The 16271-nt window shown below is 73.2% G+C and carries 13 protein-coding genes; 9 read left to right on the top strand and 4 right to left on the bottom strand.

All coding sequences use genetic code 11. The annotated features are described in order from the left end of the window. Positions 1-2 precede the first annotated feature (2 nt). From fahA to OC439_RS11310, 4 genes are all read left to right on the top strand, one after another. Positions 3-1202, top strand: coding sequence for a fumarylacetoacetase (gene fahA / locus OC439_RS11325; protein ID WP_262013477.1), 1200 nt, complete (start codon positions 3-5; stop codon positions 1200-1202). 169 nt (positions 1203-1371) lie between these two features. Continuing rightward, positions 1372-1581, top strand: a complete 210-nt coding sequence (locus OC439_RS11320) for a DUF397 domain-containing protein (RefSeq protein WP_194801919.1) — start codon at positions 1372-1374, stop codon at positions 1579-1581. A gap of 110 nt (positions 1582-1691) precedes the next feature. Continuing rightward, positions 1692-2174, top strand: a complete 483-nt coding sequence (locus OC439_RS11315; RefSeq protein ID WP_262013366.1) for an SRPBCC family protein — start codon at positions 1692-1694, stop codon at positions 2172-2174. 67 nt (positions 2175-2241) lie between these two features. Further along, on the top strand, positions 2242-3495 hold the full coding sequence (locus OC439_RS11310; protein ID WP_262013365.1) for a PQQ-like beta-propeller repeat protein: 1254 nt from the start codon (positions 2242-2244) through the stop codon (positions 3493-3495). 121 nt (positions 3496-3616) lie between these two features. Here OC439_RS11310 and hisC read toward each other — a convergent pair whose 3' ends face one another. From hisC to hppD, 4 genes are read right to left on the bottom strand one after another with little or no spacing between them, the layout of a single operon-like run. Continuing rightward, positions 3617-4720 carry a histidinol-phosphate transaminase gene (gene hisC, locus OC439_RS11305; protein ID WP_262013364.1) on the bottom strand — a complete coding sequence of 368 codons (1104 nt, stop codon included), beginning with the start codon at positions 4718-4720 and terminating at the stop codon, positions 3617-3619. Beyond that, positions 4717-5754 (bottom strand): RDD family protein, encoded by a 1038-nt coding sequence (locus OC439_RS11300; protein WP_262013363.1) that lies wholly within the window; start codon positions 5752-5754, stop codon positions 4717-4719. Before OC439_RS11300 ends, hisC begins: the two co-directional genes overlap by 4 nt. Next, on the bottom strand, positions 5751-6455 hold the full coding sequence (locus OC439_RS11295) for an RDD family protein (RefSeq protein ID WP_262013362.1): 705 nt from the start codon (positions 6453-6455) through the stop codon (positions 5751-5753). Before OC439_RS11295 ends, OC439_RS11300 begins: the two co-directional genes overlap by 4 nt. Before the next feature lie 10 nt (positions 6456-6465). After that, a complete protein-coding gene (hppD, locus tag OC439_RS11290) occupies positions 6466-7671 on the bottom strand; it encodes a 4-hydroxyphenylpyruvate dioxygenase (protein WP_013288921.1) in 1206 nt (401 codons plus the stop codon). Between the two features lie 140 nt (positions 7672-7811). On the opposite strand from hppD, the gene OC439_RS11285 reads away from it, so the two are divergent. The 5 genes from OC439_RS11285 to OC439_RS11265 all read left to right on the top strand — a co-directional run bounded on the left by OC439_RS11285 (position 7812) and on the right by OC439_RS11265 (position 16251). Next, entirely contained in the window at positions 7812-8306 is a 495-nt protein-coding gene (locus tag OC439_RS11285) for an Lrp/AsnC family transcriptional regulator (RefSeq protein WP_262013361.1), read from the top strand. A 72-nt stretch (positions 8307-8378) separates the two neighbouring features. Continuing rightward, on the top strand, positions 8379-9815 hold the full coding sequence (locus tag OC439_RS11280) for a PQQ-binding-like beta-propeller repeat protein (RefSeq protein ID WP_262013360.1): 1437 nt from the start codon (positions 8379-8381) through the stop codon (positions 9813-9815). 76 nt (positions 9816-9891) lie between these two features. After that, positions 9892-11559: a fumarate hydratase gene (locus OC439_RS11275; protein WP_013288918.1), complete on the top strand. Its 1668-nt coding sequence runs from the start codon at positions 9892-9894 to the stop codon at positions 11557-11559. Between the two features lie 259 nt (positions 11560-11818). After that, a complete protein-coding gene (locus tag OC439_RS11270; RefSeq protein ID WP_262013359.1) occupies positions 11819-14797 on the top strand; it encodes an AfsR/SARP family transcriptional regulator in 2979 nt (992 codons plus the stop codon). A 44-nt stretch (positions 14798-14841) separates the two neighbouring features. Then, entirely contained in the window at positions 14842-16251 is a 1410-nt protein-coding gene (locus tag OC439_RS11265; RefSeq protein ID WP_262013358.1) for a class II fumarate hydratase, read from the top strand. Positions 16252-16271 lie beyond the last annotated feature (20 nt).

Here is a 16271-nt window from a genome sequence, read left to right as displayed (position 1 = left end):
GCATGACCTGGGTTCCGGGTGTGGCAGGGTCGCCGTACGGGGTGACGAACCTGCCGTACGGCGTGTTCCGGCACGGCGAGGGCGAGCCGCGCGTCGGCGTCCGCATCGGTGACTTCGCGCTGGACCTGGCCGGCGCGGAGGCCGCCGGTCTGGTGCTGGCCGGCGGTGCGCTGGGTGAGCCGGCGCTCAACGCCTTCATGGCGCTCGGCCGCCCGCAGTGGACGGCGGTCCGGCAGCGGGTCGTCGAGCTGCTCACCGAGCCGGAGCACCGGGCGGCGGTCGAGCCGCTGCTGGTGCCGCTGCGCGAGGTCGAGATGGCGCTGCCGTTCGAGGTGGCCGACTACGTCGACTTCTACTCCTCGGAGCACCACGCCTCGAACGTCGGGCAGATCTTCCGGCCCGGGCAGCCGCCGCTGCTGCCGAACTGGAAGCACGTGCCGATCGGCTACCACGGCCGGGCCGGCACCGTGGTCGTCTCCGGCACCCCGGTGATCCGCCCGACCGGTCAGCGGGCCAGCGCGCAGGGCCCGACCACCGGCGCCTCGGTCCGGCTGGACATCGAGGCCGAGGTGGGCTTCGTGGTGGGTGTGCCGAGCCGGCTCGGCGAGCGGGTGCCGGTGGCCGACTTCGCCGACCACGTCTTCGGCGTGGTGCTCGTCAACGACTGGTCCGCGCGGGACATCCAGGCGTGGGAGTACCAGCCGCTCGGACCGTTCCTCGGCAAGTCGTTCGCCACCTCCGTCGCGGCGTGGGTGACGCCGCTGGAGGCGCTGGCCGACGCGTTCGTACCCGCGCCCGACCAGGATCCGCCGGTGCAGGACTACCTGCGCGACACGCCGCACCTCGGGCTGGACCTGACGCTGTCGGTCGAGTGGAACGGCGAGCGGGTCGCCGAGCCGCCGTTCGCCGGCATGTACTGGACCCCGGCGCAGCAGCTCGCGCACCTCACCGTCAACGGCGCGTCGCTGCGTACCGGCGATCTCTATGCCTCCGGCACCGTCTCCGGTCCGGAGCGTGGCCAGGTCGGGTCGTTCCTGGAGCTGACCTGGGGCGGGTCCGAGCCGGTCAAGTTCGCCGACGGCAGCGAGCGGACGTTCCTGGAGGACGGCGACACGGTGACGATCACCGCCACCGCGCCCGGCCCGGACGGCACCACTGTCGCTTTGGGCGAGGTCACCGGGACGATCCTCCCGGCCCGCTGAGATCCGACCTTCCGAACCGGCCCCGGTCGCACCCGATGTGCGACCGGGGCCGTTTCCTTCGGCGTTGATCGCTGGGATCACCTACGCCCCGGCCGGTGGCTTCTCCCGAGAGCCGCCCGCGGTGCCGGGCCGGGCGTACCAGCGGAAGCCGAAACAGGAAGGATCGAGCATGACCGAGTTGACCGGTGCCGTCTGGCGCACCAGCAGCCGCTCGAACGATCAGGGTCTCTGCGTCGAGGTGGCGACGAACGTGGTCGCCGCGCACGGCGTGGTGGGCGTACGCGACTCGAAGGACCCGGACGGTCCGGCGCTCGCGGTGAGCCCGCCGGGCTGGGCCGCGTTCGTCACCGCGCTGCGGGGCGGCACGTTCGGAGGCTGACCGCTCGCGCACACACCGGTGCCCCGGCCGGGGCACCGGTGGTGGAAATGTCACCGGGAGGCTCCCCGTTTCCGGTCACGGCCCGTACCGTGTACGACACGGGAGGTGCCATGTCGACGGTGACGGTTTCCGCATTCATCGAAGCGCAGGACGCCGACCTGTGGCGACTGCTCACCGACCTCCCGGCCCGCGCCGACTGGCTCTCGGCGGTGGACGCGGTCGAGGTCGTCGGCACCGGCGGCTTCGGACCGGGCACCGTGTGGCGGGAGACCCGCGTCCGGCCGGACGGCGGCGCCGAGCCGGAGGAGTTCGAGGTGATCGAGGCGGTCGCGCCCGGCCGCCTGGTGCTCGGGTCGCGCGGCGCCGGCGCCGACTACCGGATCACCTGGACGCTGCGCACCGTCGAGCGGCGGCGGCGCGGCTGCACCGAGGTCACCGTCGAGCAGGAGGCGGTGCCGACCCGGGCGTACGGGCGGGTGCTGGCCCTGATCCTCGGTGGCCTGGCCGCCCGCGCGGTCGAGGGCGCGCTCCGGCGCGACCTGGCCGACCTGGCGCTGGCCGCCGGTTCCGACCGATCCACCGAGGCCGCCTGAGCCGACCCGGCCGCTCCCCGCACCCCGCCCGCACACGGCCGGTAGGGTGCCGGGGCGGAGGTGACGGATGGCGAAGGCCGCGAGGCGGCGGGCCGTGGTGGCGCTGGTGGCGGTGCTCGCCGTCGCGGCGTCGGTCGCCGTGGTCGTCCGGGTGCTGGCGCCCGCCGAGGTCGACACCCCGGCCCGGAAGCCGTACCCGGCGGCGCCCGCGCCGATCGCCGGGGTGCTCGCGCGGCTGCCCGTGGCGCCGCTCGTCGTGGACGGCCGCCTCCGCGTCTACGCGGGCGCCCGTCAGGTGTACGCGGACCAGCCGGTCACCGGGCGGCACCGGGTCACCCCGTTCTGGTCCTTCCGCCGCTGGCCGGCGACGCTGGTCGGCGTGCTCACCGAGGGGACCACGGTGGTCAGCCGCTGGTCCGACGGGAAGCTGGTGGCGCTCGATGCGCGTACCGGACGGGTGGCCTGGCAGGCCGACGGCCCGCATCCGGGGTCGGTGCCGGAGCCGCGACGCACCTTCGCCGCCACGGTCTGGGATCCGGCCGGGCTGCACGTGGCGCGCACTGCGGCCGGGCGGACCGTGCTGCTCGCGGCCGGTCCGGGCGGGCTCGGCGGCTACGACCTGGCCGACGGCCGCCGGCTCTGGCGCGCGGACGTGGGCAGGGGTTGCCGGTCCGACGTGGGCACCACCGCCAGCGGTGAGCTGGTCGGGGTGGACAGCTGCGACGGCCCGGCCGCGGTCGAGCTGCGGGACGCGGCGACCGGTACGGTGCGGACCCGCTGGCGGCCGCCGGACGCGCCGGAGCAACTCGTCGTCACGCCTGTCGGCTGCCCGCACGGGCACTCCGGTTGCCGAGGGCTGCGTACCGCCGGGCCGGACGGCGCGGGCAGCCGGGGCTGGCTGGTGACCGACCCGGGTGAGCCGGCCGCCGCGCCGGGCCTGGACCACCCGGACACGGTGCTGGACGGCGAGCGGGCGGTGGACACGTCCGGCCCGGTGGTGGTCGGGCGCTCGGCGCGGACCGGCGAGGAGCTGTGGCGCCGGGCGGACATCCATCCGGCCCGGGTGCTCGCGACCGAGCCGGGGCGGGTGCACCTGCTGACCGACCGGCGGGAACTGGTGACTGTCGACCCGCTCACCGGGACCACCCGGTCGAGTTTCGTGCTCGACCTGGGCCGGGACGGGATCGGTTGGCGGCCGGGCCGGGCGTACGCGGTGGACGGCTACGTCGCGGTGGAGCGGCTGCGGGAGAGCGCCGCTCCGGAGGACGACGACCAGGGCTACTTCCTGATGGCCGAACCGGTGCTGCTGGCAGTGACCTGATTCGGCGGGTCAAGCCTCAAATCGAACAAAAGCACCTATAGTCCTCTTGTCTGATCGGTCGGACGAAGACGCCCGGCGCCGGTCCGTAGGGGGTTGACGGACCGACGCCGGGCGCGCCCGGTCAGGCCAGCGCGGCCTCTGCGGCGGCCAGGAACGCGTCGTTCTCGGCCGGGGTGCCGATGGTGACCCGGACACCGTCGCCGGGGAACGGGCGGACGATCACGCCACGCGCCTCGCACGCCCGGCCGAACTCCACCGCCCGCTCGCCCAGCGGCAGCCAGACGAAGTTGGCCTGGCTCTCTGGCACGTCCGGGACGAACTTGCGCAGCGCCTCGGTGACCCGGTCCCGCTCGGCCACGACCAGCGCACAGCGCCGCTCCACCTCGTCGGCCTGCGCCAGCGCGGCCACCGCGCCGGCCTGGGCGGCCGTGCTGGTGGAGAACGGGGTGACCACCTTGCGCACGGCGGCGGCCACCTCCGGCGCCGCGACCAGCCAGCCGATCCGCAGACCGGCCAGGCCCCACGCCTTGGACAGCGTGCGCAGCACCGCCACGTTCGGCCGGTCCAGGTAGGTCAGGCCGTCCGGCACCTCGGGGTCGGTGACGAACTCCCGGTACGCCTCGTCGATCACCACGAGCACGTCGTCCGGCATCGCGTCGAGGAAGCGGTCCAGCTCGGCCCGGCGCACCGCCGTACCGGTGGGGTTGTTCGGGTTGCAGACCAGGACCATCCGGGTCCGGTCGGTCACCGCCGCCGCCATCGCGGAAAGGTCGTGGCCGTGGCCGGCGTCGTTCGGCACCCGCACGCTCGTCGCGCCGCTGGTCGCCGCGATGATCGGGTACGCCTCGAAGGAGCGCCACGAGTAGAGCAGCTCGTCACCGGGCAGGCAGGTGGCACGCACCAGGTGCTCGGCCAGCGCCACCGAACCGCAGCCGGTGGCGATCCGGTCGGCGTCCACGCCGTACCGCTCGGCGAGCGCCTGACGCAGCGCCACCACGCCCATGTCCGGGTAGCGGTGCGAACCGGCCACCGCCTCCGCGACCGCCTCCACCACGCCCGGCAGCGGGCCGTACGGCACCTCGTTGCTGGCCAGCTTGATCGCCTCGGCCAGCCCCAGCTCGCGGGCCAGGTCGGCCGGGCTGCGGCCGGGCACGTAGTTGGGCAGCGCGTCCAGGTCGGCGCGGGTGAGCCGCAGCGCGGGCTGCTGGCGTCCGGTCTCGGTCATGGGGTGTCTCCCGGGGTGTCGGCGCTCTCGGGCGGGGTGGTACGGGTGTCACGCTTGCGGGGGAGCTGGACCACCACCGTCTGCGCCCGCTTGTCGTGCAGGGCCTGGCGCAGCGGATGGTCGAACAGGGGTGAGACCGCGTCGATGAGCTGGAGCACCAGGCCCAGCCCGCAGCAGTACCAGAGCAGCGTCGGCAGGCCGAGCGTGCTCCAGCGCCGGGTGGCCCGGCCGAAGCCGAGCGGCTGGTCCGCCTCGACAGGCAGCGCGCGGATACCCATCAGCCGCTTGCCGAAGGTCTGGCCGCGTGCCGCCATCGACGGCACCTCGTACGCGTACCAGAGCGCGGTGGCGATCACCAGGATGGCGATCTGGAGGCCGCCGGCCTGGTCGTCGATCTGGGGCAGTCCCTCGGTGGACGTGTCACCGTTGAGCGCCCGGCGCACCGACTCACGCAGGTACGGGGACACCGCCTCGATGTAGCGCCAGACGAACCAGCCGTTGACCACGGCGTTGAGCAGGAACACCACGCCGAAGTCGATCAGGCGCGCGACCAGCCGGGCGCCGTACGACGCGAGCGGCAGCCCGTGCGGGCGCGGGATCGGCTGTGCGCCAGGCCAGTGCGGGTACGGCCAGCCCGGCGGCGGTCCCTGCATGCCCGGCCCGGCCTGTCCCGGCTGCCCGGGCTGGCCCGGCCACGGGTTCACCTGACCCGGCTGTCCCGGCCACGGGCCGCCCTGGCCGGGCTGGCCGGGCTGACCCGGCTGACCCGGCCACGGGCTCGGTCCGCCCGGGCCGCCCGGGCCGCCGGGCGTGCCGGACGTCGGGGTCGCGTCGGGGCGGCCGCCGGGGCCGGTGGCCTGCTGGCCGGCGGCGGGCGTCGCGGCGGCCGGCGCCGGCTCCGGTTCGGGGGGCGGCGGGCCGTCGGGCGGGGTGACGTCGACCGGGATCGGCGCGCCGATCCAGCCCTCGCCGTCCCACCACCTGCGGGTCTCCGTGTCGGCGGGGTCGACGTACCAGCCAGGTTCCAAACTCACGGGCCAACCTTAACGACGACCGTTCCGGCGAACTTGTCGTGGAGGCACTGCTGCCAGGGCTTGTCCCACAGTTGCCAGAAACCGTCGAGGTAGCTGAGGAACGGCACGAACATCCCGCCGGCGAACTCGACGACCCAGCGCTTGCCGAGCATCCCCCGGCTCAGCGCGGCGTCCGGCTGCAGCGGCACGATCCGCAGCTTCATCACCTTCTTGCCCAGCGTCTGCCCGGTCCGGCGGGCGTACTCGACGTGGTAGACCCAGTAGAAGGCGAGCATCAGCAGCAGGACCCCGAGCTCGGCGGCGAACAACGGCAGGAGCACGCCCGTCCAGAGCTCGGCCGGGTCGGGGCCGTTCGGCCCGGCCTGCTCGATCTCGTCGATCATCCGGACGAAGACGAGGAAGAAGACCGGCAGGAACAGTGCCATCGTCACCGCCATGGCGACTGCGGTGTCGATCAGGTAGGCGAGCAGCCGGTCACCGAAGCTCGCCAGCGGCTGCCCGTTCGGCGCCACCGGAGGCGGGAGGGGCGCCGGGGCGTACCCGGGCGGGGGGTACCCGGGCGGTGGGTAGCCGGGCGGGCCGGCGTACCCCGGGGGAACGTGCTGCGCGGGCACCGCCGGTCCGCCGGGCGGCGCGAAGCCGCCGCCCGCGGGTGGAGGACCGGCGGGCGGCGGCGTCGGGTTCGGAGGAGGCTGGGTCACGCGGACAGTGTTACAGGTTCCCGCGCTTCTCCTGCTCGCGCTCGATCGCCTCGAACAGGGCCTTGAAGTTGCCCTTGCCGAAGCCGAGCGAGCCGTGCCGCTCGATCAGCTCGAAGAAGACGGTGGGGCGGTCCTGCACCGGCTTGGTGAAGATCTGGAGCAGGTAGCCGTCCTCGTCCCGGTCGACCAGGATCTTGCGGGACTGAAGCTCCTCGATCGGCACCCGGACGTTGCCGATGCGGGCGCGCAGCTCCGGGTCCTCGTAGTACGAGTCCGGGGTGTCCAGGAACTCGACGCCCGCCGCGCGCATGGCGTCCACGCTGGCCAGGATGTCGTTCGTGGCGACGGCGATGTGCTGGGCGCCGGGGCCCTGGTAGAACTCCAGGTACTCGTCGATCTGCGACTTCTTGCGGGCCACGGCCGGCTCGTTGAGCGGGAACTTCACCTTGCGGGTGCCGTTGGCGACGACCTTGCTCATCAGCGCCGAGTAGTCGGTGGCGATGTCGTCGCCGATGAACTCCGCCATGTTCGAGAAGCCCATGACGCGCTTGTAGAACTCGACCCACTCGTCCATCCGGCCCAGCTCCACGTTGCCGACCACGTGGTCGACGGCCTGGAAGAACCGCTTCGGCTGGAGGCCGGCGTCGATCATCGGCTGGCGGTCCACGATCGGGCCGCGAGCGACGAAGCCGGGCAGGAACGGGCCGGTGTAGCGGGACCTGTCGACAAGGCTGTGCCGGGTGTCGCCGTACGCGGCGATGGACGCCATCCGCACGGTGCCGTGCTCGTCGCTGACGTCGTGCGGCTCGACCAGGCCGGTCGCGCCCTGCGCCACGGCGTGCGCGTACGCGGCGTCCACGTCCGGCACCTCCAGCGCGATGTCGGAGACGCCGTCGCTGTGCTTCGCCACGTGCTCGGCGCCGTCGGCGTCCGGGCGGACCGCGCCGGTCAGCACGAAGCGGGCCGAACCGCTGGTGAGCACGTACTGCGCGTGATCGCGGTAGCCCTGCTCCGGCCCCCGGTACGCCACGCAGGTCATGCCGAACGCGGTGGAGTAGTAGTGCGCCGCCTGCTTGGCGTTCCCTACCAGGAAGTGGACGTGGTCCATGCCCTTGACCGGGAACGGGTCGCGGGTGATGTCGTGGTCGACTGCGCCGACGAGAGCGTCGACGTCGACCTCCTCGGTCGACTGGGGTCGGTCGATCGCCTGGGTCATGGTGGCCTCCCTCGCGTACCGGCCGGCCTCGGGGGCCGCCGTGGATGTGCTCTTCCGGCGAGGATCTACGGACCGCGGTGAGTTGGGCAACAGTTGACGTAATTCCTGGTCAGGTTGTGCATTCGGTACCGTCGGACACCATGAACACTGGTCAGGATGTACAGCTCGACGAGCTCGACGCGCGCTTGATCGAACTGCTCGCGGAGGAGCCCCGGATCGGCGTGCTGGAGTGCTCCCGGCGCCTCGGCGTCGCCCGCGGCACGGTCCAGGCCCGGCTCGACAAGCTCGTCGACCGGGGCGTGGTGACCGGGTTCGGGCCGGACATCACCCCCGCCGCGATCGGGTTCGGGGTGACCAGCTTCGTCACCCTGGAGATCAGCCAGCGGCACGGCCACGACCAGGTCACCGCGCACCTGGCCGCGATCCCCGAGGTGCTGGAGGCGCACACCATCACCGGCTCCAGCGACCTGCTCTGCCGCATCGTCGCCCGGTCGAACACCGACCTCCAGCGGGTCATCGACCAGATCGTCGCCTCGGAGGGCATCCGGCGCGCGTCCACCATCATCGCGCTGGCCGAACAGATCCCGTACCGCACGCTGCCGCTGGTCCGCTCCGCCGCCCGCGGCGGCCCTTAACACCCCGGGCCACTCAAGAAGCGCCGCGACACGCACCGCACGCGGCCCGGGGGACCGGTGATCGTCGCTACCGTGTGCGGTGTGAAGGGCCTAGGGGTACGCGGCTGGTTGCTGCTCGGGCTCGTCACCGTGGTCATACTCGCCGCGACAGGTGTCTGGAACCCGTTCCCGGCGCTGTGGGACTGGGTCGACCGGAGCAAGCCGATCAGCGAGCCCGACGTGGTCTGGCAGCAGCGCGTCGGCGGCACGCCGCGCAGCGTCACCATCGCCGGCGACACCGTGATCGTCGAGCAGCGCACCCGCATCGAGGCGCGCAACCTCGCCGACGGCGGCCAGCTGTGGGAACGCAAGGCCGACTGGTCGGCGGTCGCGGGCAGCGGCCGGGAGTCGGTCGTCGCCGTGGGCAAGCTGCTCGACAAGGGGTACGAGGTGCTCGACCCGGTCAGCGGCGTGACCCGGCGCCGCGACGATCGCGCGATCGCCGTCTGGACCTACCGGAACCTGCTGCTCGACGCGTACTGCGTGCAGGCCACCGACTGCACACTGCGCGCCTGGGACCCGCGCGGCACCGCTCCGCTGTGGAGCGCGTTCCTGCCCGGCGTGCACAGCGGCGTGCTCGCCGACAACCCGGAACTCCTCGGCACCCGGCGGCTCGGCGCCACCCGGATCGACGGCGGAGTGGCCGGGCCGGAGTCCGTCCCGCCGCTGCTCGGCTTCCCGGTCGACGGGCGGGTGCACGTGGTGGACACCGCCACCGGCCGGGTGCTCCAGAACGTCCAGCCCGGCCGGGAGGAGCGGCTCGCCGTGGTCGGCGGCCGGCTGCTGCGGATCGAGGCCACCTCCCGCGACGGGAGCTGCTACTACGCGGTCACCGCCGTGGACCCGGCCACCGGTCAGCAGGTGTGGCGGCGTACCGGGATCAACCTGCGCACCGCCGACTACGCCGGCTGCGTGCAGCGGGAGGACCCGCAGGGTGGACGCAACGTCCTCATCGGGGTCGCCCCGGACGGCCGTGAGGCGGTGCTCGACGGGTACGACGGCCGGCTGCTCCAGGTCGGCGCGGACGGCGAGAAGCTGCTCGCCGTGGACGACCGCTACGCCGTGGTGCGCAGCGCCGACAAGGGTTCGCTGCTGGGCCGGGAGCTGTCGGCCGACCGGACCCGCTGGACCCGCCCGGCGGGCGGCAAGAGCGGCGCGGCGCTCACCCCGTACGCGGCGGTGATCAGCGAGGAGAAGCCGTCCCGGCTGATCGCGGTCGGGCCCCGGGACGGCCGGGTGCTGGTCGAGCTGCGCACCTCCGCGAACGCGCTGGCGGTCGGCCCGAACGGCATGATCATCGGCGAGGGGCGGGAGATCGGGTACGTCCGCTGGGGCGCCGGCACGTCCGAGGCGCCGGGGCCGGACCAGGACGGCGCGCCGGTGGCGCCCGACCCGGGAGGCAGCTGGCGCCCGCCGAGCGACCAGGGAAGTTGCGGACCGAAACGGGAACTCTGCGCCGACGGCAAGTGACAGCGGGTGAGAGGGTCGTCCCAGGACCGACCTGCGGGTGCCACCGATCGACGGCTCTGCCCTAGGCTTTTCGGTCATGAGCAGTGCCGCCGCCTTCTCGTACGCACCCCTGCTGCCGACCGGTCCCGACCAGACCGAATACCGCCTGGTCACCGACGAGGGCGTGGACGTCGTCAACGGCCCCGGAGGCCGCCGGTTCCTCACCGTGGATCCGGGCGCGCTGACCGCGCTGACGGCCGAGGCGATGCACGACATCGCCCACTTCCTGCGCCCGGCCCACCTGGCTCAGCTCCGCGCGATCATCGACGACCCGGCGGCCTCGCCGAACGACCGCTTCGTCGCGCTCGACCTGCTGCGCAACGCCAACATCGCGGCCGGCGGTGTGCTGCCGATGTGCCAGGACACCGGCACCGCGATCGTGATGGGCAAGCGCGGCCGGCACGTGCTCACCGACGGCACCGACGCGGAGGCGATCTCGCGCGGCGTCTACCAGGCGTACACCCGGCTCAACCTGCGCTACTCGCAGCTCGCCCCGCTGACCATGTGGGACGAGCGGAACACCGGCAGCAACCTGCCCGCCCAGGTGGAGCTGTACGCCGAAGACCCGGACGGCCACGCCGACGCGTACAAGTTCCTGTTCATGGCCAAGGGGGGCGGCTCGGCCAACAAGTCCTACCTCTACCAGGAGACCAAGGCGCTGCTGAACCCCACGCGGATGATGCAGTTCCTGGAGGAGAAGCTGCGGCTCATCGGCACCGCGGCCTGCCCGCCCTACCACCTGGCGATCGTCATCGGCGGCACCTCCGCGGAGTACGCGCTGAAGACCGCGAAGTACGCCTCCGCGAAGTACCTCGACGCGCTGCCCACCGAGGGCTCGATGAGCGCGCACGGCTTCCGTGACCTCGAGCTGGAGGCCGAGGTGCTGGAGCTGACCCGCAACTTCGGCATCGGCGCGCAGTTCGGCGGGCGCTACTTCTGCCACGACGTACGGGTGGTCCGGCTGCCCCGGCACGGCGCCTCCTGCCCGGTGGCGATCGCGGTCTCCTGCTCGGCCGACCGGCAGGCGGTGGCGAAGATCACCCCGTCGGGCGTCTGGCTGGAACGACTCGAGACCGACCCGGCGCGTTACCTGCCCGACGTGACCGACGAGACGCTGGAGACCGAGGAGGTCGTCCGCGTCGACCTGAACCGGCCGATGGACGAGATCCGCGCGGAGCTGTCGAAGTACCCGGTGAAGACCCGGCTGTCGCTGACCGGCCCGCTGGTCGTGGCCCGGGACATCGCACACGCGAAGATCGCCGAGCGGCTGGACGCGGGCGAGCCGATGCCGCAATATCTGCGCGACCACGCGGTCTACTACGCCGGGCCGGCCAAGACCCCCGAGGGCTACGCCTCCGGCTCGTTCGGCCCCACCACGGCGGGCCGGATGGACGCGTACGTGGAGAAGTTCCAGGCGGCCGGCGGCTCGATGGTGATGCTGGCGAAGGGCAACCGGTCCGCCCAGGTCACCCGCTCCTGCCAGGCCCACGGCGGGTTCTACCTCGGCTCGATCGGCGGCCCGGCGGCCCGCCTCGCGCAGGACTGCATCAAGCACGTCGAGGTGCTCGAATACGCCGAGCTGGGCATGGAGGCGGTCTGGAAGATCGAGGTGGAGGACTTCCCCGCCTTCATCGTCGTCGACGACAAGGGCAACGACTTCTTCGCCGAGGTCACCAAGCCGGTCCTCACCGTCGGCCGGCGCTGACGTCAGACGTACACCAGGGGCGCCCGGGAGAGATCCCGAGCGCCCCTCGGCGTGTGCGCCGGCTTCCGACAACGGTGCGTCCGTCAGCGTGACCCCGACGGGCGCACCGTCCCCCTTTTCCTGTCGTCACCGGCGGCCCGGGCGCAAGTCTGGGTGAGATCGCTGCCGATCCGCTATCGAATCGCTATCGCCTCCGCGCAGCGCCCGGTGATCATGGGGCTACTCTGCTGAATGTTGCTCATGACAGGCGGGAGCGCGGATGCGGTTCGGGATCCTGGGGCCCCTGCGGGTCGGTGGCGGTGAAGCCACAGTCACCGCGGGGCGGGACCGGACCGTGCTCGCCGTGTTGTTGCTGCGCCCCGGACGGGTGGTGCCGGTCGACGATCTGGTCGACGCCGTCTGGGGGGAGCGCCCACCGGCCACCGCGCGTACCCAGCTCCAGAGCTGTGTGTCGCGCCTGCGGCAGCGGTTCGTGCGGCTCGGGCTGCCGGCCGGGACCATCGTCACCGACCCGGCCGGCTACACCATCCGGGTCGAGGCGGGTGACCTCGACGCCGAGGTGTTCGCGAGCACCGTGGAGACGGCCCGCCGGAACGCCGCCGCCGGCCGGCTGACCGAGGCCCGTCAGCACTACCGGGCTGCTCTGGCGCTGTGGCGTGGTCCGGCGCTGGCCGGCATTCCCGCCCGCAGTGTGCGGCAACGGGCCCGGGCGCTGGACGAGCAGCGACTGGCCGTGCTGGAGGACTGCGTCGACATCGAGCTGCGGCTGCGCATGGCGGCTGACCTGATCGACGAGCTGACCGAGGCGGTCGAGCGCAACCCGCTGCGGGAACGACTGCGCGGGCAGTCGATGCTGGCCCTCGCGGCGGTCGGCCGCCACGCCGACGCCCTCGCCGTCTACCGGGAGGGACGGCAGATGTACGCCGAGGAGCTGGGCATCGAGCCCGGCGCGGCGTTGCAGGCGCTGCACCAGCGGATCCTCGCCGGCGACCTGGCGCTGAGTGGGCCGGAGAGCCGCGCGACCACACCGGTACGCGCGCTGCCGCGTACGATCAGCGACTTCACCGGGCGGCAGCAGACGGTGGCCCGGCTGGTGCGGGAGATCGAGGAGGGCAGCCGGGTCCAGCTCATCGACGGCATGGCGGGCAGCGGCAAGAGCGCGCTCGCCGTTCAGGTGGCGACCGCTGTCGCCGGCCGGTTCCCAGACGCGCAGCTCTTCGTCGACCTGTACGGGCACAGCGAACGCAGCCCGCTGAGCACCGCCTCGGCGGCGGCCACCCTGCTCCGGCAGCTCGGCGTGCCGGCCGAGCGGGTGCCGGCCGATTTGGCGGACCGGCTGGCGATGTGGCGGTCCGAGCTGGCCGGCCGGCGGGCCGTGGTGGTGCTCGACAACGCCGCCGAGGCCGGCCAGGTGGCGCCGTTGCTGCCGAACGGCCCGGACTGCCTGGTGCTGATCACCAGCAGACGTCGTCTGGTCGGCCTGGACTCGGGCCGCCCGTCCTCTCTTCCGGTGCTCGACGCCGACGAGGCGGTCGAGCTGCTGGCCCGGGTGGCCGGCGCGGAGCGGGTGGCCGCCGAGCCCGAGGCGGCGGCGGAGGTGGCCCGCCGCTGCGGGCACCTTCCGCTGGCCCTGCGGCTGGCCGGGGCCCGGCTGGCGCACCGGCCGCGTTGGCGGGTGGCCGACCTGGCGCAGCGGCTGGCCGGCGCGTCCGACCCGCTGGCCGAGCTGGTGGCCGGGGAGCGCTCGGTGGCCCGCGCCTTCGCGCTGTCGTACGAGCAGGTGTCGCCGGGCGCGCAGCGGGTCTTCCGGCTGCTCGGGCTGCACCCGGGCCACCGCATCGACAACCGGGTGCCGGCCGCGCTCGCCGATTTGCCGCTGCCGGAGGCCCAGGACGCGCTCGACGAGCTGGTCGACGCGCACCTCGTGGAGGAGGTGGATCCGGGCCGCTACCGGCTGCACGACCTGATCCGGGAGTACGCGCGCACCCTCGGCGCGGGACGCGAGACCGCCAGTGAGCGGCGGGCGGCGTTGGGCCGCCTCGTCGACTTCCACCTTCAGGTCACCGCGTCCATCGGCCGGTCGCTGGAGACCGGGTCCGAGCAGTCCCTGTTCGACCTGCCGGCGCCGGTGCTGCCCGACCTGGTGGCGGCCACGGCGGCTCTCGGCCGGCCGTGGCTGGACGAGAACCGCTCGACTCTGACGGCGCTTGTCCGGCTAACGGAGAACGAGGGTTTCCTCAGGCAGAGCTGGCTGCTGGCCCGGGTCGGCTGGGTCAGCAACTTCTACGGCGGTCACCTCGACGACCTGATCGAGACACATCAGATCGGTCTGCGGGCCGCCGAGCGTCTGGGCGACGAGGAGGCCGTGGCGACGATGCTCAACTATCTCGCCTCGGCGGACTACCGCCGGGCGCGGTTCGCCGAGGCGATCGGGCGGCTGGAGGCGGTGGCGGGCCTCTACCGGAGGCTCGGCCGGTCGGACAAGCTGCGGAAGGTGCTCGGCAACCTCGGCACGGCGTACGCGCTCGACGGGCGGGCCGGGCAGGCGTCCGAGATGTTCGAATCGGCCCTGGCCCTCGCCCGCCGGACCGGTGACCCGTTGACGCTGGCGAACGCGCTCAACAACGTGGCGTTCGCCCTGATCTCGCGCGGCCGTTACGACGAGGCCCTGCGGATGTGCCGGTACCAGGCGGCCCTGGCCCGGCAGGTCGGCGACCTGCGGCAGCTCGGCAACGCGATCGGCCATCTCGGGATGGTGCGGCACCGGCGTGGGGAGCACCGGCCCGCGCGTCGCCTGCTGCACGCCGGCCTGGGGCTCAAACGCCGGGTGGGAAACCGCTACGGCGAGGGCGAGCTGCTCAACGAGCTGGGCATGATGGAACGCGAGGAGGGCCGGCCGGAAGCGGCCGGCGCGTTGCACTGGGAGGCGCTCGTGGCCATGACCGACGCCGGGGACCTGGTCGGACAGTGCGCGTCCCGGAACATGCTGGCCCGGGCGATCCTGGATCAGGGAGACGTCGCCAGCGCGTTGGACCTGCACCGCCGGGTGCTCGGCGACGCCACCCGGCTCGGTGCCCGCTACGAACAGGCCCGTGCGCTCGACGGCATGGCCCGCTGCCTGCCGCACACCGACGGCGACCAGGCCCGCCGGTACGCCGCGCGGGCGCTGGCGCTGTTCCGTCAGGTCGAGTCGCCGGACCAGCGGGACACGGAGAAGCTGCTGGCCGAGCTGGGCTGAGGGCCGCGCCACTTTCCCTGCACACCGCCGGGAGGCGCGGCAGGATGGTAGGCGTGACGACTCCAGAGGCGACCGGCTACCGGATCGAACGCGACTCGATGGGCGAGGTGGAGGTGCCCGCCGAGGCGCTGTGGCGGGCGCAGACCCAGCGCGCGGTGCAGAACTTCCCGATCTCGGGGCGCGGGCTGGAACCGGCCCAGATCAAGGCCCTGGCGCAGATCAAGGGTGCGGCGGCCCTGGTCAACGGTGAGCTGGGGGTGATCGACGCGGACGTGGCGCAGGCGATCGCCACCGCCGCCGCGCACGTCGCAGAGGGCGGCTACGACGACCAGTTCCCGGTGGACGTGTTCCAGACCGGCTCCGGCACCTCGTCCAACATGAACACCAACGAGGTGATCGCCACCCTGGCGAGCCGCGAGCTGGGCCGGGACGTGCACCCGAACGACCACGTCAACGCGTCGCAGTCCAGCAACGACGTCTTCCCCACCTCGATCCACCTGGCCGCCACCCAGTTCGTGGTGGAGGATCTGATCCCGTCGCTGAAGCAGCTCGCGGGCGCGCTGGAGGAGAAGGCGGCCGAGTTCGAGACGGTGGTCAAGGCCGGGCGTACCCACCTGATGGACGCCACGCCGGTCACGCTCGGGCAGGAGTTCGGCGGGTACGCGGCGCAGGTCCGCTACGGCGTCGAGCGGCTGGAGTCGGCGCTGCCCCGGCTGGCCGAGCTGCCGCTGGGCGGCACCGCCGTCGGCACCGGCATCAACACGCCGCTGGGCTTCGCGGACCGGGTGATCGGCAAGCTGCGGGAGTCGACCGGTCTGCCGCTGACCGAGGCGCGCAACCACTTCGAGGCGCAGGGCGCCCGGGACGCGCTGGTGGAGACGTCCGGCCAGCTCCGTACCATCGCGGTCGGTCTTTACAAGATCGCCAACGACGTGCGCTGGATGGGCTCCGGCCCGCGTGCCGGGCTGCGTGAGCTGCGCATCCCCGACCTCCAGCCGGGGTCGTCGATCATGCCGGGCAAGGTGAACCCGGTGGTGGCCGAGGCGATGCGGCAGGTCTGCGCCCAGGTGGTCGGCAACGACGCGGCGGTGGCTTTCGCCGGGTCGCAGGGCGACTTCGAGCTGAACGTGATGCTCCCGGTGATGGGCCGCAACCTGCTGGAGTCGATCAAGCTGATCGCCGCGTCCAGCCGGCTGTTCGCCGAGCGGCTGGTGGCCGGCCTGGTCGCGGACGCCGAGGTCTGCCTGGCGTACGCGGAGGGCTCGCCGTCGATCGTCACCCCGCTCAACCGCCACCTCGGGTACGACGAGGCCGCCTCGATCGCCAAGGAGGCGCTGGCCAAGCAGGTGTCCATCCGCGAGGTGGTGATCGCCCGGGGGCACGTCGACTCGGGCAAGCTCACCGAGACCCAGCTGGACGAGGCGCTGGACCTGCTCCGGATGACCCACCCTTGAGCCGGCGCCGGTAATTGCCT

Origin of the sequence: Micromonospora sp. Mcm103 (assembly GCF_024519755.1) — a bacterium.
Taxonomy (GTDB): domain Bacteria; phylum Actinomycetota; class Actinomycetes; order Mycobacteriales; family Micromonosporaceae; genus Micromonospora; species Micromonospora aurantiaca.
Note: the sequence above shows the minus strand (reverse complement) of the source record. Positions and strands in the feature narration are given on the sequence as shown.